Genomic DNA, 20,040 nt, shown 5'->3' with positions numbered 1-20,040 from the left:
TCACGCCATGAAGAAACTTGTCGTCATCGGCGCCGGCATGGCCTCGGGCCGCCTGCTGGAGCAGCTTTTCGAGGCCGCGCCCGGCGAATGGCATGTCACCCTGTTCAACGCCGAGCCGCGCGGCAATTACAACCGGCTGATGCTGTCGCCGGTCCTGTCGGGCGAAAAGACCTATGAGCAGATCGTCACCCACGACGCGGACTGGTATGCCGCGCATGGCGTCGATTGCCGCTTCGGCGAGCCGGTGGTCAGGATCGACCGCGCCAATCGCGCCGTCTATTCCAACGCGGGCGGCGCACCCTATGACGCGCTGGTCATCGCCACCGGCTCGGCGCCCTTCATCATTCCGGTTCCGGGCCGCGACCTGCCGGGCGTGGTGACCTATCGCGACCTGGAAGACACCAACGCGATGATCGAGGCCGGCGTGGCCGGCAAGGATGCCGTGGTGATCGGCGGTGGGCTTCTGGGTCTTGAGGCCGCGGCCGGCATGGCGGCGCGCGGCGCCCGCGTCACCGTCGTCCACCTGATGGGCCACCTGATGGAGCGGCAGCTGGACCCCGCCGCCGGCTACCTGCTGCAACGCGACCTGGAGCGGCGCGGCATCAAGGTGCATTGCAAGGGCGCGACCAAGGCGATCCTGGGTCATGGCCAAGCCGAGGCGGTGCTGCTGGAGGACGGCACCGTCCACCCTGCCGACCTGGTCTGCATGGCGGTGGGCATCCGCCCCGAGGTGCGGCTGGCCAATGACGCGCATCTGGAGGTCGAGCGCGGCATCGTCGTCGATGACGCCCTGCGCACCAGCGATCCGCATATCTTCGCGCTTGGCGAATGCGTCGAGCATCGGGGCCAGGTCTTCGGCCTTGTCGCGCCGCTTTACGACCAGGCCAAGGTGCTGGCCCGGACCCTGCTGGGCGAGGAGGCTGCGTTCCGCCCGGTGCAGACCGCGACCAAGCTGAAGGTGACGGGCTGCGACCTGTTCAGCGCCGGCGATTTCGCCGAGGGCGAGGGGCGCGAGGACATCGTGTTCCGCGACCCCGGCCGCGGCATCTACAAGCGGCTGGTGCTGGAAAACGACCGCATCGTCGGCGTGGTCATGTATGGCGACACCGCCGACGGCAACTGGTTCTATGGGCTGATGAAGGACGAAACCGATGTCGGCGAGATGCGCGACACGCTGATCTTCGGCCCGGCTTTCCAGGGGGGGGCCAAGCTGGACCCTATGGCGGCCGTTGCAGCCTTGCCGCCTGAGGCGGAGATCTGCGGCTGCAACGGCGTCTGCAAGGGAGCGATCACCGACGCGGTGCTGAATGGCGCCACCACGCTGGAGGCGGTGCGCGCCTGCACCAAGGCCAGCGGCTCCTGCGGCACCTGCACCGGGCTGGTCGAGCAGGTGATGAAGCTGACGCTGGGCGACGGCTTCGTCGCGCCCGCGCCCGCCGGCATGTGCAAATGCACCGATCACAGCCACGAGGACGTGCGGCGGCTGATCCGCTCCATGGGGCTGAAGTCGATCCCGGCCGTCATGCAGGAACTGGGCTGGAAAACGGTCGGCGGCTGCCATTCCTGCCGCCCGGCGCTGAACTATTACCTGCTGGCCGAATACCCGCTGGACTATCGCGACGACCGCCAGTCGCGTTTCGTGAACGAAAGGAACCACGCCAATATCCAGAAGGACGGCACCTATTCGGTGGTGCCGCGCATGTGGGGCGGCGTCACCACGCCCTCCGAGTTGCGCGCCATCGCCGACGCAGCCGAGAAATATGCCGTGCCGATGGTCAAGGTCACCGGCGGCCAGCGCATCGACCTGCTGGGCGTGAAGAAAGAGGACCTGCCGCATATGTGGGCCGACCTGAACGCCGCCGGGCTGGTCTCGGGCCACGCCTATTCCAAGGGGTTGCGCACGGTGAAGACCTGCGTCGGCAGCGAGTTCTGCCGCTTCGGCACCCAGGATTCGACCGGGCTGGGCATCCGGCTGGAAAAGCTGCTTTGGGGTTCGTGGACGCCGCACAAGGTCAAGCTGGGCGTCTCGGGCTGCCCGCGCAACTGCGCCGAGGCGACCTGCAAGGACGTGGGCGTGGTCTGCGTCGACAGCGGCTACCAGATCAGCGTCGCCGGCGCCGCCGGGATGGAGGTGAAGGAGACCGAGCCCCTGGCCACGACCCCGTCCGAGGACGAGGCGGTCGAGATCATCACCGCCTTCGTCCAGCTTTACCGCGAACATGCGCGCTATCTGGACCGGCCCTATAAATGGGTGGCCAAGGTCGGGCTCGACTGGGTGCGCGAGCAGATCGAGGACGTGCCCACCCGCCGCGCGCTGGTCGAGCGGTTCGAGATCAGCCAGTCGGTCTATCGCCGCGACCCCTGGGCAGAACACTCCACCACCACCGAGACGCCCAAATGGGCACCCCTTGCCGATCTGACGCTGGAGGCCGCGGAATGACCGTTTTCATCGATATCGGAGCCCTGGAGGACATTCCCCGGCAGGGCGCGCGCGTGATCCGCACCGCGCAGGGCTGCGTCGCGGTGTTCCGCACCATGGACGACCGGGTCTTTGCGCTGGACGACCGTTGCCCGCACAAGGGCGGCCCGCTGTCCGAGGGCATCGTGCATGGCGATCGCGTGACCTGCCCGCTGCACAACTGGGTGTTCGACATGAACTCGGGCACCGCGCAGGGGGCCGACGAGGGCGCGGTCCGCACCTGGCCCGTGCGCGTCGAACAGGGCCGCATCCTGATCAGCGCCGAACTCGTCTCGCGCCCCCGCGCCGCCTGAAGGAGCAAACTCATGTCCTATGTCAATCCTGCCGATTTCGCGAAGAAGATGATCGATGCCGGCGAAGCCAAGGTCTTCATGTCCACCAAGGACACGCTGATCCGCGCCTATATGGCCGGCGCGATCCTGGCGCTTGCCGCCGCCTTTGCCGTGACCGTCACCGTGAACACCGGCGAGCCGCTGATCGGCGCGCTGTTGTTCCCGGTCGGCTTCTGCATGCTCTACCTGCTGGGCTTCGACCTGCTCACCGGGGTGTTCACGCTGGTGCCGCTGGCGCTGATCGACCGGCGGCCGGGGGTGACCTTGCGCGGCATGCTGCGCAACTGGGGCCTGGTCTTTTGCGGCAATTTCGCCGGCGCCTTCACCGTCGCGGTCTTCATGGCGATCATCGTCACCTTCGGCTTTTCCGAGGCGCCGAACGCGGTGGGCGAAAAGATCGGCCATATCGGCGAGGGGCGGACGCTCGGCTATGCCGCCCATGGCGCGGCGGGGATGCTGACGCTGTTCGTCCGCGCGGTCATGTGCAACTGGATGGTTTCGACCGGGGTGGTCGCGGCGATGATGTCCACCACCGTCTCGGGCAAGGTCATCGCCATGTGGATGCCGATCCTGATCTTCTTCTACATGGGTTTCGAGCATTCCATCGTGAACATGTTCCTGTTCCCCGCCGGGCTGCTTCTGGGCGGGCAGTTCACCATCATGGACTACATGATCTGGAACGAGATCCCGACCGTGCTGGGCAACCTGGTCGGCGGGCTGACCTTTGTCGGCGCCATGATCTATGCCACGCATCACAAGACCTCGCCCCGGCGCGCGGCTGATGCGACCGCCGAAGCCCCCGTCCGGCCCGCCGCCGTTCCCGCCGAATGAGGAAGCCGATGCAGACCATCCGCACCACCTGTCCCTATTGCGGCGTGGGCTGCGGCGTGCTGGCGACGCCCGACGGCAAGGGCGGGCTGGGCATTGCGGGCGATCCCGATCATCCCGCGAACCGGGGCCGGCTTTGCGTCAAGGGCTCGGCGCTTGGCGAGACGGTCGGCCATGGCGGCCGGCTGCTCGCCCCGCGCATCCACGGGCGCGAGGCCGGCTGGGACGAGGCGCTGGACCTGGTCGCGCACCGCTTCCGCGACACCATTGCCGAGCACGGGCCGGATTCGGTCGGCTTCTACGTCTCGGGGCAGCTTTTGACCGAGGATTACTATGTCGCCAACAAGCTGATGAAGGGCTTCATCGGCTCGGCCAATATCGACACGAATTCGCGGCTTTGCATGGCCTCGGCCGTTGCGGGGCACCGGCGGGCCTTTGGCACCGACACGGTGCCGGGGCTCTACGAGGATCTGGAGCTGGCCGATACGGTGGTGCTGGTCGGCTCGAACCTGGCCTGGTGCCATCCGGTGCTTTACCAGCGGCTGGCGGCGGCGCGCGAGGCGCGGGGCACGCGCGTCGTGGTGGTCGATCCGCGCCGCGCCGCGAGTTGCGACATCGCCGACCTGCATCTGGCGCTGGCGCCGGGCGCGGATGCGGCGCTGTTCAACCTGCTGCTGGCCGAGATCGCGCGGCGCGGCCTGGCCGGCGGGGATGCTGCCGCGCATCTGGACGGGTTCGACGAGGCGCTGGCCGCCGCGCGCGGGACGCTGCCCTCGGCCACGGGGCTGGCGCACAGCCAGTTGCGGCAGTTCTTCGACCTGTGGTGCGGTAGCGACAAGGTGGTGACGGTCTGGTCGCAGGGCGTGAACCAGTCCGACAGCGGCACCGACAAGGTGAATGCGATCCTGAACTGCCACCTCGCCAGCGGCCGCATCGGCCGGCCGGGCATGGGCCCGTTCAGCGTCACCGGCCAGCCCAATGCCATGGGCGGGCGCGAGGTCGGCGGGCTGGCCAACATGCTGGCCTGCCATCTGGAGATCGAGAACCCGGCGCATCGCGAGGCGGTGCGCGGCTTCTGGAACGCGCCGCGCATGGCCGAGCGGCCGGGACTGAAGGCCGTGGACATGTTCCGCGCGGTCGAGGATGGCCGGATCAAGGCGCTGTGGATCATCTGCACCAACCCCGCCGCGACCATGCCCGAGGCCGACCGCGTCGCCCGCGCCATTGCCGGCTGCGATTTCGTGGCGGTCTCGGACATCATGGCGCGGACCGACACCACGCGGCTGGCGCATGTCCTGCTGCCGGCGACCGGCTGGGGCGAAAAGGACGGCACGGTGACGAACTCCGAGCGCCGCATCAGCCGCCAGCGCCGCACCCTCGCCCCCGCCGGGCAGGCGCGCGACGACTGGCGCATCCTGGCCGAGGTCGGGTGCCGCATGGGCTGGGCCGATGCCTTCGGCTGGACCAGCCCCGCGCAGGTCTTTGCCGAACATGCCGCACTGTCCGGCATCGCAGGCGGGCTGGGCAGCGATTTCGACATCTCGGCCCATGCCGGGATCACCGCGGCCGAATATGACGCGCTGGGGCCCTTTCTGTGGCCGCAATCGGCAGGCAGGCAGGGCGGACGGTTCTTTGGCGACGGGCGGTTCCATACCCCCTCGGGCCGCGCGCGGATGGTCGCGGTGACGCCGCGCCCGCCGCAGCCGGTGGATGCGGATCATCCGTTCCGGCTGAATACCGGCCGGGTGCGCGATCATTGGCACACCATGACCCGCACCGGCCTGTCGCCGCGCCTGTCCCGCCATCTGGCCGAGCCCTTCCTGGAGCTGCACCCCAGCGATGCGGCCCGGCTGGACCTGACGCCCGCGAGCCTTGCCGAGGTCTGCGGCCCGCATGGCCGTGCCGTGCTGCGGGTGCTGGTGACCGACCGGGTGGCGCCGGGCCATCCCTTTGCGCCGATGCATTGGACGGGCGAGACTGCGCCCTCGGGCCGGATCGATGCGCTGGTGCCGGGGACGGTCGATCCGGTCTCGGGCCAGCCGGCGCTGAAATCGGCGACGGTGGCGATCCGGCCTTTTGCCGCGCGCTGGTTCGGCTTTGCCGTCTCGGCGGGTGCGATCCGGCCGGATTGCGACTATTGGGCGCGGGCGACGCTGCCGCGCGGAGAGCAGGCCGAACTGGCCGGGCTGGAGGTGCCGCAGGACTGGACCGCCCATGCCCGCGCGCTGTTCGGATTGCCGGATGAGCCGCTGGTGCTGCACGACCGGACGCGCGGGCAGGTGCGGCTGGCCTTTTTGCGCGATGGCCGGCTGCAGGCGGCGCTGTTCGTCGCGCCGGGGCCGGTGGGCCTGTCGCGCAGCCATGTCGCAGCGCTGCTGGGCGAGGGCGGGGCCGAGGCGCTGGCCGGCCGCCCCGGCGCCGACCGCCCGGACGAAGGCGCGCTGGTCTGCGCCTGCTTCGGCATCGGCGTGAACAGCATCGTGCAGGCCATCGCCACCCGGCGCCTGACCTCGGTCGAGGCGGTGGGGCAGGCGTTGCGGGCGGGCACCAATTGCGGCTCGTGCCGCCCCGAGATCCGCGCGCTGCTGGAGGCCGGCACCGCCTGCCGCGCGGCGGCCGAGTAGGGATCGGCCGCGCCTATTCGCCGTCGCAGGCAAAGACCATGGCGCTGCCCGGCTGGGCGGCGACGTGGATCAGGCTGCCCGGCGCGGGCAGGATCAGGCCGGGAACGCGGGATTTCATCGCCGCGCCGCCGGGTTCCAGCCGCATCTCGATCAGGCTTTCGCGGCCCAGATAGCGCGCACGCTCGACCCGGGCCGGCGTGCCGCCGGTCTCGGTGTCGGTGGGCACCAGGTGCTGGGGACGGATGGCGACCTCGGCCCGGCTGCCTTCGGCAAGGCCGGGGGCCGGAAAGGCGCCCAGGCCGGTCTGAACCCGGCCGCCCGACACCCGCCCCGAAACGATGTTCAGGTCCGAGAAAAAGGCCGCGACGCCCCGATCTGCCGGGCGGTTGTAAAGCTCGTCCGGGCGGCCTTCCTGGATCAGCCGGCCCTTGCGCATGACGGCGATGCGATGGCCCATCAGCATCGCCTCTTCGGGATCGTGGGTGACCATCAGCACCGTGGTTTCGGTTTCGCGCAGCAGGTCCAGCGCCGCGTCGCGCACCCCGTCGCGCAGCCGGTGGTCGAGGCTGGAGAACGGTTCGTCCATCAGCATCACGCAGGGGCGCGGCGCCAAGGCCCGGATCAGCGCCACGCGCTGCTGCTCGCCCCCCGAAAGCTCGTGCGGATATTTCGCGGCATGGCCGGACAGGCCGACGCGCTCCAGCAACTCGCCGATCCGGTCGCGGTTCTGCCGTGCCGGGCCTTGCAGGCCGAAGCCGACATTGGCCGCCACGTCCAGATGCGGGAACAATGCGAAATCCTGGAATACCAGCCCGACCGGGCGCCGTTCGGGCGGCAGGAAGCCGCCGGCGTCGGACATGGCCCGGCCGCCGATGCGGACGGCGCCGGAATCGGGCCGCTCGATGCCGGCGATCATGCGTAGCGTGGTCGACTTGCCGCAGCCCGAGGGGCCGAGCAGGCAGGTCACCTCGCCCTGCGCCACGTCGAAGCCGACATCCTCGACCGCCGCCACGCCTGCGAAGCGGCGGCACAGCGCCGAAACCTCCAGCATGGGCTGGGATGGGGCGGGGTCCGGCGCGGCATCGTGCGCATCCACCTGGCTGGCCCATTCGGGAGGGCTGGCGAATTGGTTCATCGGCATCCCTTCGTGGCCGCAGACGCATGAGGATTATTTACATTGCTAATTAGTTTAGTAAACATGTCGAGAAATCGCAAGGAGGACAGGCTATGCGTCTCGGACTATCTGGACTGATCGGTGCCGTGCTTGCTGCGCAGGCGGTTGCCGCAAGCGCCCAGGAACTGAACCTTTACACCACGCGCGAGCCGAATCTGATCGAGCCGCTGCTGGCCTCGTTCACCGAAACGACCGGGGTGAAGGTCAATACCATCTTCCTCAAGGACGGCCTGCCCGAGCGGGTCGAGCAGGAGGGCGAGGCCTCGCCCGCCGACGTGCTGATGACCGTGGACATCGGCAACCTGGTCGATCTGGTCGATCGCGGCCTGACCCAGCCCGTCGAATCCGAGGCGCTTTCCGCCGCCATCCCCGAGAACCTGCGCGACAAGGACGGCAACTGGTTCGCGCTGTCGCAGCGGGCGCGGGTGCTTTACGCCGAGAAGGACCTGGATCTTGCGAGCTTTACCTATGAAGACCTCGCCAAGCCGGAATGGAAGGGCAAGGTCTGCATCCGCTCGGGGCAGCATCCCTACAACGTGGCGCTGACCGCCTCCTACATCGTGCATCACGGCGAAGAGGCCGCCAAGACCTGGCTGGAGGGCGTCAAGGCGAACCTGGCCCGCACCGCCGGCGGCGGCGACCGCGACGTGGCCCGCGACATCATGGGCGGCATCTGCGAGATCGGCATCGCCAATTCCTACTATGTCGGCCTGATGCGCAGCGGCGCCGGCGGTCCCGAACAGGAGGAGTGGGTCAAGGCGATCAAGGTCGTCCTGCCCACCTTCGAGGATGGCGGCACGCAGGTGAACGTCTCGGGCGCGGCGGTGGCCAAGAATGCCCCGAACCGCGACCAGGCGGTGCAACTGCTGGAATACCTGGTCTCGGACGAGGCGCAAAAGATCTATGCCGAGGCGAATTTCGAATATCCGGTCAAGCCCGGCGTCGCGGTCAGCCCGGTGATCGAGGATATTGCCGATCTCAAGGTGGACGGCACCGACCTGACCGAGATCGCCCGCCAGCGCAAGGCGGCGAGCGAACTGGCCGAGGCGGTGGGCTTCGACAACTGAGCCCGTCCGGGACACAGGCCGCATGACACCGGAACTGGCACAGCGCCCCCGCGTCCGCGCGGGGGTGGGTTGGCAGGCGGCAGCCCTGGCTGTCGCCGCGCTCGTTCTGCTGCCGGTGCTGGCGCTGGGGCTGTTCGCGCTGCAGGGCAGCCCGGGGCTTTGGGCGCATCTGGTCAGCAACGTGCTGCCGGTCGCGGCGCGGCAGACGGTGATCCTGCTGGTGGGCGTCGGCATCATCGTCGCGACGCTCGGCACGGCGACGGCCTGGCTGGTCGCGGCCTGCGATTTCCCAGGGCGGCGCTTTTTCGGCTGGGCGCTGCTGCTGCCCTTGGCGGTGCCGACCTATATCGTCGCCTATGCCTATCTGGACCTGCTGCATCCGGTCGGGCCGGTGCAGGGCGCGATCCGCGGCTGGCTGGGCTATTCCAGCCCGCGCGAGTTCCGCCTGCCCGACATCCGCTCGATGCCGGGCTGCATCCTGCTGCTGGGGCTGGTGCTTTACCCCTATGTCTATCTGCCGGTGCGGGCGCTGTTCGCCATGCAGGCCGGCAATCTGCTGGATGCCGGGCGGACGCTGGGGGCGGGGCCGGTCGCCACCTTCCTGCGCGTGGCGATTCCGCTGGCCCGGCCCGCCGTTGCCATCGGCACGGCTCTGGCGCTGATGGAGGCGATGAACGACATCGGCGCGGCCGAGTTCCTGGGCGTGCGCACGCTGACCGTCTCGGTCTATTCGACATGGATCAACCGCTCGGACCTGCCGGGGGCGGCGCAGATCGCCTTGGCGATGCTGGCCATCACCATGGCGCTGGTCATGCTGGAGCGGCGCGGCCGCAAGCGCCAGCGCTACGCGGCGGGCGCGCAGCGCAGCCAGCCCTTGCGGCGCACGCGCCTGCGCGGCTGGCGGGCCTTGGGGGCCATGCTGGTCTGCGCGCTGCCGGTCACATTCGGCTTTGCGGCCCCGGCCTGGTATCTGGCCGGCGCGGCCTGGGCGCGCTATCGCTTTGCCGGGCTTTCGCCGCGCATCCTGGAAGAGGCGGGCAACACCGCCTTCTTCGCCGGGCTGGCGACGCTGGTCGCGCTGCTGCTGGGGCTGGTGGTGACCGGTGCGGCGCGGATGCGGCCCGGCACCCTGACCCGGACGATGGTGCGGCTTTCGACGCTGGGCTATGCCGTGCCGGGCACCATCCTGGCGATCGGGCTCTTGCCGGTGATCGCGCTGGCCGACCGGCAGATCGCCGCGGTCTCGCAGGCGCTGCTGGGCGTGGGGCCGGGGCTTTTGCTGCTGGGTTCCGGCGCGGCGCTGATCTATGCCTATGTCGCGCGCTTCCTGGCCATCGCCAGCGGCGGGATCGAGGCGGGGCTGAGCCGGGTGCCCCGCTCGCTCGACCATGTGGCGCGGACGCTGGGGCGCAGCCCCGGCCAGGTCTTCCGCGAGGTGCATGTGCCGATCTCGCGCCCGGCGCTGGCGGCCTCGGGGCTGTTGATCTTCGTCGATTGCGTCAAGGAACTGCCCGCCACGCTGCTGCTGCGACCGCTGAACTTCGAGACGCTCTCGACCCATCTTTACGGCGAGGCGGCGCGTGGCACCTATGAGGACGCGGCCATCGCCGCGCTGATCATCGTGCTTATCGGCATCCTGCCGGTGATCGTCCTGGCGCGGACGATCCGCCGGTGATTGCGGCATATTGTCCCTTTCCTCCGGCGCGGATTTCTGACAGGGCTGCGGATATGCGGGTTCAGGACGGATATCGGACGGCGGGGCTTGGGCGCGGCGCGTCGCTGCGGCGACTGTGCTGCTGGCTGGCGGTGCTGCCCTTCCTGCTGTTTTCGCTGATCCTGCCCGGCACCATGATCGCCCGCGACGCGCAGGGCAGCGTCACCGTCGTGCTGTGCTCGGGCGAGGGGCCGGTCCAGATGGTCGTGGCCGCCGATGGCAGCCTGGTCCCGGCCGACGAGGCGCCGCATGCCGATCCCCATGCCTGCGACTGGGCGCCCCATGGCCAGCCGCTGTTGCAGGGCGCTGCCGTCGATGCGCCGGCGCCGCTGTTGCCGGCGCTGCGCATGGCGCGGGTGCTGGATCTGCCCGACCACCTTTATCGCGCCGAGATGCTGGCGCCTTCGGCGCGGGGGCCGCCGGTGCTCGTCTGACGGAACCTTGCTTCGGCAGCCCGTGGGCCAGGACCCGGCGGGCGCTATTCCCATCAGATGAGAACGATCATGCAGAACCATGTTTTCGGCGCGCTTTGCGCCACGCTTCTTGGCCTTGCGGCCGGTCCCGCCCTGTCCCATGCCACGCTGGAGCGGTCAGAGGCCCCGGCCGGCGCCGCCTATCGCGCGGTGATCCGCATCGGCCATGGCTGCGACGGCCAGGCCACCCACACCCTGCGGGTCGAACTGCCCGAGGGCTTCTACAACGCCAAGCCCATGCCCAAGGCTGGCTGGGTGCTGGAGACGGTAAAGGGCCCCTATGCCCAGCCCTTCGACAACCACGGCACGCAGATGACCGAGGGCACGCGCGAGGTGATCTGGTCCGGCGACGAATTGCAGGACGACTGGTATGACGAATTCGTCATCCGCGGCACCGTCGGCGCGGATGTGGCGCCGGGCACGGTGCTGTATTTCCCGACCGTGCAGGAATGCGCGGATGGCAAGGCGGACTGGACCGATGTCTCGGGCAGCAAGGAGGTGCCGAACCCGGCGCCGGGCCTGACCGTTGCCGCCGGCAAGGCCGGGCACGGCCATGGCCATGGCGATCACGCGGCGGCGAACTCGGCCGGGCCGGTGATCCTGGGCGACCTGACGCTGGACGGCGGCTTCAGCCGCGCCACACCCCCCGGCGCGCCGGTGGCGGGCGGCTTCCTGACCATCGCCAACGGCGGGGCCGAGGATCGGCTGGTCGCGGCCAGCGCCGATTTCGCGGGTCGCACCGAAATCCACGAGATGGCCATGGAGGGCGAGGTGATGCGGATGCGCGAACTGCCCGAGGGCCTGCCGATCCCCGCCGGCGGCACGGTTGAACTGAAGCCCGGCGGCTATCACCTGATGTTCATGGAGTTGAAGCAGCCGCTGGTCGAGGGCGAGACGGTGAATGTCACCCTGAGCTTTGAAAAGGCGGGCGAGGTCAGCCTGCCGCTGGCGGTCGGGCCGCGCAACGCGGGCGCGCAAAAAGGAGATGGCCATGGCGGGCACTGAACGCAAATCCGGGCTGAAACCGCTGCGCTACGCGTTGTGGGCGCTGGTCGTGCTGGCCCTGGCCGGCTTGGGCTGGTTCCAGTTCGTCTCGCCCCGCACGGGATCCGGTTCCGGCTCGGTCGCCGATGCCGGCGCCGCGGCGCTGGGGCGGGGCGAGTATCGGCTGACGGCGACCGACGGGACCGAGTTCAGCCAGGCCGCGCTGAAGGGCCAGCCCTCGGCGGTGTTCTTCGGCTTCACCCATTGCCCGGATGTCTGCCCGACCACGCTGGGCGATGTGGCCAGCTGGCAGGAGGAACTGGGCGAGGACGGCAAGAACCTGCGGGTGTTCTTCGTCACGGTCGATCCCGAACGCGACACGGTCGAGGCGCTGCGCGAATACGTCTCGTGGGTGCCGGGCGTGCTTGGCGTCTCGGGCACGCCGGAAGAGGTTGCCAAGGCGATCAAGGCCTTCCGCATCTATGCCCGCAAATCGCCGCTGGAGGGCGGGGATTACACCATGGACCATTCCTCGACCATGCTGCTGTTCGACGGCAACGGCGACTATGCCGGGCTGATCGGCTATCAGGAGGATCGCGAGCGCGCGCTGGCCAGCCTGCGCCGCCTGCTGAGCAGCTGACCCTTTGTGCGGCGCCGGGTTTCCGGCGCCGCCTTCCGATCCGGCGCGTGGCCGCTGGATCCCCAGATTTCCGCATCCGAAATGTTTTGGAAGGCTCCTGCGCGGCCGATTATGGGCTGCTCCGGCCGATTCGGCCTGAAAAACGGCCATCGGGCTCGGATGGAGATGTTCATGTTAGCGCATGACATCTGCTGCGCCCGCGGCACGGCTTTGCCGATGGGCTCCACAATGCGGATTTTCTCAGGAAACGCATGGTTTTTTGCCTGCCGCTCGGATCGTTCCGCGCGGCCCTGCCGGATTTCTTGACCGGATTGGCTGGATGCGGTAAAAACTTCCCGAAAGGTTTCGGATCGACTGCGGAAGGGCGCGGACAAGGCCCCGAAGCTGCGAACGGTGCTGGGGAGGCACCTTTACCAAGGGGAGGAAATCGATGGGAAAATTCAGCCGGGGCGCGCTGCGCCCGGTCGCATTGGCTGCGCTGATGGGCGGCATCGCGCTGCCTGCCGCGGCGGAGGAGCTGTTCTATGTCGCGGGCGGGGTCGGCAAGCAGGCCGAGCACTTCAAGGACCTTGTGAAGCCCTGGGAGGAGCGCACCGGCCATACCGTGACGCTGGTGCCGATGCCGCAATCCAGTTCGGACCAGTTCGCGCAATACCGGCTGTGGCTGGCGGCGGGGACCAAAGACGTCGACCTGTATCAGACCGACGTGATCTGGGCGCCGCAGCTTTCCGAATATTTCGTCGACCTGTCCGATGCGGCCAAGGATATCGTCGGCGAGCATTTCCCCTCGGTCATCGAAAGCCAGACCTCGGACGGCAAGCTGGTGGCGCTGCCGCTTTATACCGATGCACCGGCGCTGTATTATCGCACCGACCTGCTGGAGAAATACGGCAAGCAGGTGCCCGGGACCTGGGCCGAACTGACCGAGACCGCCAGGCTGATCCAGGACGGCGAGCGTGCGGAAGGACAGGGCGACCTGTGGGGCTTTGTCTGGCAGGGCAATGCCTATGAAGGACTGACCTGCAACGCGCTGGAATGGGTGAAATCCTTTGGCGGCGGCCAGATCGTCGAGGCGGACGGCACCGTCTCGATCAACAACCCGCAGGCGGTGGCGGCGCTGGAACTGGCGGCAAGCTGGATCGGCACCATCAGCCCGCGTGGCGTGCTGGCCCACAAGGAAGAAGAGGCGCGCGGCGTCTGGCAGACCGGCAACGCGGTCTTCATGCGCAACTGGCCCTATGCCTTTGCGCTGAGCGGGGGCGGGGACAGCGCGGTCAAGGGCAAGTTCGACGTGGCGCCCCTGCCCGCCGGCACCGAGGAGGCCGGCTCGGCCGCGACCCTGGGCGGTTGGAACGTCGCGGTGTCGAAATTCTCGACCAAGCAGGAGGCGGCGGTCGATCTGGCGCTTTATCTCGCCTCGGCCGAGGCGCAGAAGCGGCGCGCGCTGCTGGACGGCAACCTGCCGACCGTGGTCGCGCTTTACGACGATGCCGAGATCGCCGAGGCGGTGCCGCTGATCCCGCGCTGGAAAGACGTCTTTGCCGATGCGGTCCCGCGCCCCTCGGGGCCGGTCAAGAGCAAGTATAACGAGATCTCGGCGAAGTTCTGGTCGGCCGTGCATGACACGCTGTCGGGCAACGGCACCGCGGCCGAGAACCTGGAGCTTCTGGAGCTGGATCTGACCGATCTGCAAGGCTCGGGCTGGTAAGGCGCTTTGCGGGGGCTGGCGGGTTTGCGCCGGCCCCGACCGGCCCCTGCGGCCGATGAGGAGTTTCCCCATGACTGACCCCATCGCGGGCCGCAGCGGCGGTCCCAGCCTGCGGCAGCGTCGGCAAAGGGCGGCCTTCTGGTTCCTGGCCCCCATGCTTTTCGCGCTGCTTTGTGTCGCGGCCTGGCCGCTGGCGCGCACCATCTGGTTCTCACTGACCAACACCACGCTGTCGAACCTCTACGGCGGCGAGTGGATCGGCTTCGACAATTACCTGTCGATGCGCACGCTGTCCTCGGGGCGGGTGGTCTGGCGCGGCACTCTGGTCGATCCGGCCTGGTGGAACGCGGTCTGGAACACCGTCCGCTTCTCGCTGATCTCGGTCGGGTTCGAGACGGTTCTGGGCCTGATCGTGGCCCTGGTGCTGAATGCCGAGTTCAAGGGCCGCGCCCTGGTGCGCGCCGCCATCCTGATCCCCTGGGCGATCCCGACCATCGTCTCGGCCAAGATGTGGGCCTGGATGCTGAACGACCAGTTCGGGATCCTGAACGACATCCTGCTGCGGCTGGGGCTGATCGGCGAAAAGATCGCCTGGACCGCCAGCACCGAGACAGCGATGACCGCCGTGCTGATCGTCGATATCTGGAAGACCACGCCCTTCATGGCGCTGCTGATCCTGGCCGGGTTGCAGATGGTGCCGCGCGACATCTACGAGGCGGCGCGGATCGACGGCATCCATCCGGTCAAGGTGTTCTTCCGCGTCACCCTGCCGCTGATCAAGCCGGCGCTGATGGTCGCGGTGATCTTCCGCATGCTGGACGCGCTGCGCATCTTCGACCTGATCTATGTGCTGACGCCGAACAGTTCGGCCACCAAGACCATGTCGGTCATCAGCCGCGAGAACATGATCGACTTCGACAAGTTCGCCTATGGCGCGGCGCAATCGACGCTGCTTTTCGCGATCATCGCCGTCTTCGTCAGCGCCTATATCTGGCTCGGCCGCGTGGACCTGGGCGGGGAGGGCTCGAAATGACCCGTCACAAGTTGCTGAAACGGATCGGCTTTTATGCGCTGGTCGCGGTGATCGTCGTCTTTTCGGTCTTTCCCTTCTACTATGCCGTGGTGACCAGCTTTGCCTCGGGGACGGCGCTGTTTCGGGTGAACTACCTGCCCTCGGGGTTCGACCTGCGCAACTACCAGGCAGTGCTGGGCTCGAAGAACTTCCTTTATTCCATCGGCAACTCGCTGATCATCGCGACGCTGACGGTCGGGTTGTCGCTGTTCCTGGGCGTCACCGCCTCTTATGCGCTGGCGCGGGTGCGGTTCCGGGGGCGGGGGCTGTTGCTGATGACCATCCTGGCCGTGTCGATGTTCCCGCAGATCGCGGTGCTGGCCGGGCTGTTCGAACTGGTGCGCTTTTTGGGCATCTTCAACACCCATTGGGCGATGATCCTGTCCTATACGATCTTCACGCTGCCCTTCACCGTCTGGGTGCTGACCACCTTCATGCGCGACCTGCCGGTCGAGATCGAGGAGGCGGCCATCGTCGACGGCGCCAGCCCCTGGATCATCATCACCCGTGTCTTCCTGCCGCTGCTGTGGCCGGCGATGGTGACCACCGGGCTTCTGGCCTTCATCGGCGCCTGGAACGAGTTCCTGTTCGCGCTGACCTTCACCAGCACCGAAAGCATGCGCACGGTCCCGGTGGCCATCGGCCTGCTTTCGGGCGCGTCCGAGCAAGAGATCCCCTGGGGTCCGATCATGGCCGCCTCGGTCATCGTGACGGTGCCGCTGATCGTCCTCGTCCTCATTTTCCAGCGCAAGATCGTGGCGGGCCTGACCGCCGGCGGCGTGAAAGGTTGAACCATGGCCAAGATCGAGTTGAAGAACGTCACCAAGTCCTATGGCGGCTTGCAGGTCATCAAGGGCATCGACCTGGAGATCCGCAAGGGCGAGTTCATGGTCTTTGTCGGCCCGTCCGGCTGCGGCAAGTCCACGCTGTTGCGGCTGGTCTCGGGGCTGGAGGAGATCACCACCGGCGACATGCTGTTCGACGGGCAGCGGGTGAACGACCTGGTGCCCTCGGACCGCGGCATCGCCATGGTGTTCCAGAGCTATGCGCTTTACCCGCATATGAAGGTCTATGACAACATGGCCTTCGGCATGAAGCTGGCCAAGGCCGGCAAACCCGAGATCGACCGCCGCGTGCGCGAGGCGGCGCGGCTGTTGCAGATCGAGCATCTGCTGGACCGCCTGCCCAAGCAACTGTCCGGCGGCCAGCGCCAGCGCGTCGCCATCGGCCGCGCCATCGTGCGCGACCCGCGCGTCTTTCTGTTCGACGAGCCGCTGTCGAACCTCGACGCGGCGCTGCGCGTGCAGACGCGGCTGGAGATCGCCCGGCTGCATCACGGCATGCAGGACGTGACGATGATCTACGTCACCCATGACCAGGTCGAGGCGATGACGCTGGCCGACCGCATCGCCGTGCTGCGCGACGGCAAGCTGGAGCAGGTCGGCACGCCGGCCGAGCTTTACGAGCGGCCGAACTCCACCTTCGTCGCCGGGTTCATCGGCAGTCCCAAGATGAACTTCCTGACCGACGGTTTCGCCCATGCGCATGACTGCGCGACCCTGGGCATCCGGCCCGAGCATATCGACATCGCCGAGGCCGGCCCGTGGTCGGGCGAGGTCGTCCATGCCGAGGATCTGGGCGCCGATCATTACCTCTTCGTCGAGATCGGCGCGGCCGAGCCGCTGGTCGTGCGCCAGCCGGGCAAGCTGGCCCTGCCGCTGGGCACGCGGCTGAGCCTCGCGCCGCGCCTGGGCCACCTGCACCGTTTCGACGCCAACGACGCGCCGATCCGCTGAAATCACCACCCGCTCCCGCAGGGGAGCAACAAGGAGCGATGAATGACCATCCGTGTCACTGTCTGGGGCGAGAACGTCCACGAGCAGAAGAACAAGACCGTCGCGGGGATCTACCCGGACGGCATGCACAACACCATTGCCGGGGCGCTGAACCGCGATGCCGGCATCGCGGCCGGCAGCGTCACCCTGCAAGACCCCGAGCATGGGCTGACGGCCGAGAAGCTGGCCGAAACCGACGTGCTGATCTGGTGGGGCCATTGCGCCCATGGCGAGGTGCAGGATGCGGTGGTCGAGCGCGTGGCCGAGGCGGTCTGGTCCGGCATGGGCATGATCTTCTTGCATTCGGCGCATTTCTCCAAGCCGTTCAAGCGGCTGATGGGCACGCCCTGCAACCTGACCTGGCGCGAGGCGGGCGAACGCGAGCGGCTGTGGCTGACCTCGCGCAACCATCCCATCGCCGCCGGCCTGCCCGATCATTTCGAGCTGGAGCACGAAGAGATGTATGGCGAGCCCTTTGGCGTGCCCGAGCCGCTGGAGACGGTCTTCGTCAGCTGGTTCGCGGGCGGCGAGGTGTTCCGCTCGGGCTTGACCTACAAGCGCGGGGCCGGCAACGTATTCTATTTCCGGCCCGGCCACGAGACCTATCCGACCTATCACGACGCCAATGTGCAGCGGGTGATCCTGAACGCGGTGAAATGGGCGCATAACCCGGCCATGCGGCTGGCCGAGCCGACCGTCGCGCCCAATGTCCCGGTCGAGCAGGCGCTGGAGCCGATCGAGGAACGCGGCCCCAAGCTGCATGCCGCCGGCGAAGAGGGCTATCGCTGATGGTCCGGCTTCTCGTCATCGGCACCGGCGGCATGGCGGCGAACCATGCCCGCGCCTTTGCCGCCATTCCCGGCGTCGAGCTGGTCGGCGGCGTGGACCCCAGGCCCGGGCCGCTGGCCGCCTTCAACGCCGAACATGGCATCGCGCGCGGCTTCGCCAGCCTGGACGAGGCGCTGGCCTGGGGCGGGTTCGACGCCGCGACCAACGTGACGCCGGATGCCGCGCATTATCCGACCACCATGCCGCTCTTGGCGGCGGGCAAGCATGTGCTTTGCGAAAAGCCGCTGGCCACCAATGCCGCGGATGCCGGGGCCATGGCCGAGGCGGCGGCGCGGGCCGGCGTGGTGAACATGGTCAATCTCAGCTATCGCGACGTGCCGGCGCTGCAAAAGGCCGCCGCGATGGTGCACGCGGGCGATATCGGCACGGTGCGGCATTTCGAGGCGAGCTATCTGCAAAGCTGGCTGACCCAGCCCAGCTGGGGCGACTGGCGGACCGACCCGAAATGGCTGTGGCGGGTTTCGACCGCGCATGGCTCCAAGGGGGTGCTGGGCGATGTCGGCATCCATATCCTCGATTTCGCTACCTATGTCGCCGGGCAGGACGCGGCGCAGGTTTCCTGCCTGCTCAAGACCTTCGACAAGGCGCCGGGCGGGCGGATCGGGGATTATGTGCTGGACGCCAACGACAGCGCCACCATGCAGATCGTGCTGGAAAACGGCGCGCTGGGGACGGTGGCGGCGACGCGCTTTGCCACCGGGCACCTCAATGACCTGCGGCTGCGGCTTTATGGCGACCGGGGCGGGCTGGAGGTCGGCTTCGAGAACCGCGTGAGCCGGCTGCGCGCCTGCCTGTCGCCGGACCTGGAAACCGCCGCCTGGCACGAGGTCGAATGCCCGCCGGTGCCGACGATCTACCAGCGCTTCGTCGCCGCGATCCGGGGCGAGGGCGCGACCGATCCCGATTTCGCCCGCGGCGCGGCGCTGCAACGCCTGCTGGACCGGGCCGAGGAATCCTCGGTCGAGGCCGGCCTCGGCCTCGCCGTCTAGGCGCAACCGATCCGGCGGCGGCCTTCTCCTCCCTGCCGCCGCCGGACATCCCGCAAGGAGCATGCCATGACCCAGACCGTTTCCGCGCAAGCCCGCCGCGCGCCCCGCATCCGCCTTGGCATGGTCGGCGGCGGGCAGGGTGCCTTCATCGGCGGTGTGCACCGCATCGCCGCCCGCATCGACGACCAGTATGAGCTGGTCGCGGGCTGCTTTTCCTCGACGCCCGGCAAAAGCACGGCCTCGGCGGCGGAACTGGGCGTGGGCCGCGCCTATGGCGATTTCGCGCAGATGGCGATGCGCGAGGCGCGGCGCAAGGACGGGATCGAGGCGGTGGCCATCGTCACCCCGAACCACCTGCACGCGCCCGTCGCCCGCGAGTTCCTGAAACGCGGCATCCATGTCATCTGCGACAAGCCCCTGACCGCGACCCTGCCCGAGGCGCGCAAGCTGGCCAAGGCGGCCCGGGGGTCGGATACGCTGTTCGTGCTGACGCACAACTACACCGGCTATCCGATGGTCCGGCAGGCCCGTGCCATGACCCTTGCGGGCGAATTGGGCGAGATCCGGCTGGTGCAGGTCGAGTATGCGCAGGACTGGCTGGCCGAGCCCATCGAGCAGGCGGGCAACAAGCAGGCCGGCTGGCGCACCGATCCGGCGCAATCCGGTGCGGGCGGGGCCATCGGCGACATCGGCACCCATGCCTTCAACCTTGCCGGCTTCGTGACCGGGCTGGAGCTTGAGGCGCTGGCCGCCGACCTGCAAAGCTTCGTGCCGGGCCGGGCGGTTGACGACAACGGCCATGTGCTGCTGCGCTACCAGGGCGGGGCGCGCGGGATGCTGTGGTGCAGCCAGGTCGCCTCGGGCTGCGAGAATGCGCTGCGGCTGCGGGTTTATGGCACCCGCGCCGGCATCGAATGGGCGCAGGAAGAGCCGAATTACCTGTGGGTCGCGCCCCTGGGCCGGCCGCGCTATCGGCTGTCGCGCGGCGGCGCCGGCACGGGGGCCGAGGCCGCGCGCCTGACCCGCATCCCCGCCGGCCATCCCGAGGGCTATCTGGAGGGTTTCGCGAACATCTATGCCGAGGCGGCGCGCGCCATCCTTGCCCGTCGCGCCGGCGTCGTGCCCGACCCGGCGGCGACCTTCCCCGGCATCCGCGAGGGGCTGGAGGGCGTGGCCTTCGTCGATGCCTGCCTGCGCTCCAGCAGGCGCAACGGCGCCTGGGTCGCGCCGGCGCTTTAGGCTCCGGCGGCGGGCGGGTGCAGCCCCTGCATT

The 20,040-nt window shown here is 68.6% G+C and carries 17 protein-coding genes; 16 read left to right on the top strand and 1 reads right to left on the bottom strand.

The genetic code is table 11. The annotated features are described in order from the left end of the window. Positions 1–7 precede the first annotated feature (7 nt). The 4 genes from nirB to BLT64_RS01615 are packed head-to-tail and all read left to right on the top strand — an operon-like array spanning position 8 to position 6,263. Positions 8–2,440 carry a nitrite reductase large subunit NirB gene (nirB, locus tag BLT64_RS01630; RefSeq protein ID WP_011750678.1) on the top strand — a complete coding sequence of 811 codons (2,433 nt, stop codon included), beginning with the start codon at positions 8–10 and terminating at the stop codon, positions 2,438–2,440. After that, positions 2,437–2,772, top strand: coding sequence for a nitrite reductase small subunit NirD (nirD, locus tag BLT64_RS01625; protein WP_011750677.1), 336 nt, complete (start codon positions 2,437–2,439; stop codon positions 2,770–2,772). Before nirB ends, nirD begins: the two co-directional genes overlap by 4 nt. 12 nt (positions 2,773–2,784) lie before the next feature. Further along, positions 2,785–3,642 carry a formate/nitrite transporter family protein gene (locus BLT64_RS01620; protein WP_011750676.1) on the top strand — a complete coding sequence of 286 codons (858 nt, stop codon included), beginning with the start codon at positions 2,785–2,787 and terminating at the stop codon, positions 3,640–3,642. An 8-nt stretch (positions 3,643–3,650) separates the two neighbouring features. Further along, positions 3,651–6,263 (top strand): nitrate reductase, encoded by a 2,613-nt coding sequence (locus BLT64_RS01615; protein WP_011750675.1) that lies wholly within the window; start codon positions 3,651–3,653, stop codon positions 6,261–6,263. Between the two features lie 13 nt (positions 6,264–6,276). Here the strand turns inward: BLT64_RS01615 and BLT64_RS01610 are convergent, their stop codons facing one another. Beyond that, positions 6,277–7,398, bottom strand: a complete 1,122-nt coding sequence (locus BLT64_RS01610) for an ABC transporter ATP-binding protein (RefSeq protein ID WP_011750674.1) — start codon at positions 7,396–7,398, stop codon at positions 6,277–6,279. A gap of 92 nt (positions 7,399–7,490) precedes the next feature. On the opposite strand from BLT64_RS01610, the gene BLT64_RS01605 reads away from it, so the two are divergent. The 12 genes from BLT64_RS01605 (at position 7,491) to BLT64_RS01550 (ending at position 20,007) form a co-directional block, all read left to right on the top strand. Further along, on the top strand, positions 7,491–8,504 hold the full coding sequence (locus BLT64_RS01605) for a Fe(3+) ABC transporter substrate-binding protein (protein ID WP_011750673.1): 1,014 nt from the start codon (positions 7,491–7,493) through the stop codon (positions 8,502–8,504). A gap of 22 nt (positions 8,505–8,526) precedes the next feature. Next, positions 8,527–10,179, top strand: coding sequence for an ABC transporter permease (locus tag BLT64_RS01600; RefSeq protein WP_011750672.1), 1,653 nt, complete (start codon positions 8,527–8,529; stop codon positions 10,177–10,179). A gap of 53 nt (positions 10,180–10,232) precedes the next feature. Further along, entirely contained in the window at positions 10,233–10,652 is a 420-nt protein-coding gene (locus BLT64_RS01595) for a DUF2946 family protein (protein WP_011750671.1), read from the top strand. A 69-nt stretch (positions 10,653–10,721) separates the two neighbouring features. Next, entirely contained in the window at positions 10,722–11,696 is a 975-nt protein-coding gene (locus tag BLT64_RS01590; RefSeq protein WP_041530483.1) for a DUF1775 domain-containing protein, read from the top strand. Beyond that, positions 11,683–12,315: an SCO family protein gene (locus tag BLT64_RS01585; RefSeq protein ID WP_011750669.1), complete on the top strand. Its 633-nt coding sequence runs from the start codon at positions 11,683–11,685 to the stop codon at positions 12,313–12,315. The genes BLT64_RS01590 and BLT64_RS01585 overlap by 14 nt, the downstream gene beginning before the upstream one ends. Positions 12,316–12,745: 430 nt before the next feature. Next, positions 12,746–14,023, top strand: a complete 1,278-nt coding sequence (locus tag BLT64_RS01580; protein WP_011750668.1) for an ABC transporter substrate-binding protein — start codon at positions 12,746–12,748, stop codon at positions 14,021–14,023. 70 nt (positions 14,024–14,093) lie between these two features. After that, the gene (locus tag BLT64_RS01575) at positions 14,094–15,056 is read left to right on the top strand and encodes a carbohydrate ABC transporter permease (protein WP_011750667.1); all 963 of its coding nucleotides are present in this window, start codon (positions 14,094–14,096) and stop codon (positions 15,054–15,056) included. Beyond that, entirely contained in the window at positions 15,053–15,886 is an 834-nt protein-coding gene (locus BLT64_RS01570) for a carbohydrate ABC transporter permease (protein WP_011750666.1), read from the top strand. Before BLT64_RS01575 ends, BLT64_RS01570 begins: the two co-directional genes overlap by 4 nt. Positions 15,887–15,889: 3 nt before the next feature. Next, a complete protein-coding gene (locus tag BLT64_RS01565; protein ID WP_011750665.1) occupies positions 15,890–16,891 on the top strand; it encodes an ABC transporter ATP-binding protein in 1,002 nt (333 codons plus the stop codon). 42 nt (positions 16,892–16,933) lie between these two features. Next, positions 16,934–17,719, top strand: coding sequence for a ThuA domain-containing protein (locus BLT64_RS01560; RefSeq protein ID WP_011750664.1), 786 nt, complete (start codon positions 16,934–16,936; stop codon positions 17,717–17,719). Continuing rightward, the gene (locus BLT64_RS01555) at positions 17,719–18,768 is read left to right on the top strand and encodes a Gfo/Idh/MocA family protein (protein ID WP_011750663.1); all 1,050 of its coding nucleotides are present in this window, start codon (positions 17,719–17,721) and stop codon (positions 18,766–18,768) included. The genes BLT64_RS01560 and BLT64_RS01555 overlap by 1 nt, the downstream gene beginning before the upstream one ends. A 66-nt stretch (positions 18,769–18,834) precedes the next feature. Further along, on the top strand, positions 18,835–20,007 hold the full coding sequence (locus tag BLT64_RS01550) for a Gfo/Idh/MocA family protein (protein ID WP_011750662.1): 1,173 nt from the start codon (positions 18,835–18,837) through the stop codon (positions 20,005–20,007). Positions 20,008–20,040: the final 33 nt, after the last annotated feature.

The organism is Paracoccus denitrificans, from assembly GCF_900100045.1.
Classification (GTDB): domain Bacteria; phylum Pseudomonadota; class Alphaproteobacteria; order Rhodobacterales; family Rhodobacteraceae; genus Paracoccus; species Paracoccus denitrificans.
The sequence above is the reverse complement of the archived record's forward strand: the minus strand, read 5'-3'. Positions and strand labels throughout refer to the sequence as shown.

Coding starts and splice junctions, on each gene's coding strand:
- nirB (WP_011750678.1), top strand. CDS start 8: ATGAAGAAACTTGTCGTCATCGGCGCCGGCATGGCCTCGGGCCGCCTG.
- nirD (WP_011750677.1), top strand. CDS start 2,437: ATGACCGTTTTCATCGATATCGGAGCCCTGGAGGACATTCCCCGGCAG.
- BLT64_RS01620 (WP_011750676.1), top strand. CDS start 2,785: ATGTCCTATGTCAATCCTGCCGATTTCGCGAAGAAGATGATCGATGCC.
- BLT64_RS01615 (WP_011750675.1), top strand. CDS start 3,651: ATGCAGACCATCCGCACCACCTGTCCCTATTGCGGCGTGGGCTGCGGC.
- BLT64_RS01610 (WP_011750674.1), bottom strand. CDS start 7,398: ATGAACCAATTCGCCAGCCCTCCCGAATGGGCCAGCCAGGTGGATGCG.
- BLT64_RS01605 (WP_011750673.1), top strand. CDS start 7,491: ATGCGTCTCGGACTATCTGGACTGATCGGTGCCGTGCTTGCTGCGCAG.
- BLT64_RS01600 (WP_011750672.1), top strand. CDS start 8,527: ATGACACCGGAACTGGCACAGCGCCCCCGCGTCCGCGCGGGGGTGGGT.
- BLT64_RS01595 (WP_011750671.1), top strand. CDS start 10,233: ATGCGGGTTCAGGACGGATATCGGACGGCGGGGCTTGGGCGCGGCGCG.
- BLT64_RS01590 (WP_041530483.1), top strand. CDS start 10,722: ATGCAGAACCATGTTTTCGGCGCGCTTTGCGCCACGCTTCTTGGCCTT.
- BLT64_RS01585 (WP_011750669.1), top strand. CDS start 11,683: ATGGCGGGCACTGAACGCAAATCCGGGCTGAAACCGCTGCGCTACGCG.
- BLT64_RS01580 (WP_011750668.1), top strand. CDS start 12,746: ATGGGAAAATTCAGCCGGGGCGCGCTGCGCCCGGTCGCATTGGCTGCG.
- BLT64_RS01575 (WP_011750667.1), top strand. CDS start 14,094: ATGACTGACCCCATCGCGGGCCGCAGCGGCGGTCCCAGCCTGCGGCAG.
- BLT64_RS01570 (WP_011750666.1), top strand. CDS start 15,053: ATGACCCGTCACAAGTTGCTGAAACGGATCGGCTTTTATGCGCTGGTC.
- BLT64_RS01565 (WP_011750665.1), top strand. CDS start 15,890: ATGGCCAAGATCGAGTTGAAGAACGTCACCAAGTCCTATGGCGGCTTG.
- BLT64_RS01560 (WP_011750664.1), top strand. CDS start 16,934: ATGACCATCCGTGTCACTGTCTGGGGCGAGAACGTCCACGAGCAGAAG.
- BLT64_RS01555 (WP_011750663.1), top strand. CDS start 17,719: ATGGTCCGGCTTCTCGTCATCGGCACCGGCGGCATGGCGGCGAACCAT.
- BLT64_RS01550 (WP_011750662.1), top strand. CDS start 18,835: ATGACCCAGACCGTTTCCGCGCAAGCCCGCCGCGCGCCCCGCATCCGC.